General features: G+C 35.4%; 1 protein-coding gene. It reads left to right on the top strand.

Annotation, left to right across the window (positions count from 1 at the left end; genetic code table 11):
* Positions 1-165 precede the first annotated feature (165 nt).
* Positions 166-769 (top strand): S-layer homology domain-containing protein (locus tag AC1DJR_RS32155; RefSeq protein WP_477004487.1); only part of this gene is annotated, 604 nt, incomplete at its 3' end.

The following is a 769-nucleotide window of genomic DNA, read 5'->3' as shown; positions in this document are numbered from 1 at the left end:
ACATTATACATTTATGTTAAAGTTATTCATTGACACTCGTGCATATAAGTAACTATAATCGTTACAACGAATTGAATAGATTTCAGCATCATCACAAACATATAAATATAAAAATAAAAAATCTCAATTTGGTAATACAATAGATTGGTAGAGGTGTATATTTTTATGAAGCGCAAATTAATCACAACAGGTCTCCTCGCGGGGGCTATATTATCCTATTCTTCTAGTATTTTTGCGGATACTCAAAAGTTTCCTGATGTTCCAAAGTGGGCAGAGCAATCTGTTAATTATTTATTGGAAAAACAAGCTATATCAGGTTTACCAGATGGTACCTTTGGCTCAAACGCTACGTTAGATCGAGCTTCCGCCGCAACAATTATAACAAAAGCCTTAGGGATAAAAATTGATACAAAAGCCAAACCTTCTTTTACAGATACCCAAGACCACTGGGCTACTCCCTATATTGCTGCTGCTGAAAAAACTGGCATTATTAAAGGTGAAGGGAATGGACTCTTCAATCCATCCGGAAAAGTTACTCGTGCTGCCATGGCTACTATGCTAGTAAATGCTTATAAACTACAGAGTACAACAAATGATAATGGCCAAAGTAAATTTGAAGATTTAAAAGGACATTGGGGAGAAAAATATGCCAACATTTTGATTGACTTAAAAATTTCCGCTGGTACTGATAATGGTTGGCAACCAAATAGAGTGATAACACGTGTTGAAGCTGTTCAACTTACTGCTAAAACTGATATGTTGTCTAGAG

This window comes from Bacillus sp. 05T31, assembly GCF_056396725.1.
This window is presented reverse-complemented; position numbering and strand designations above follow the sequence as displayed.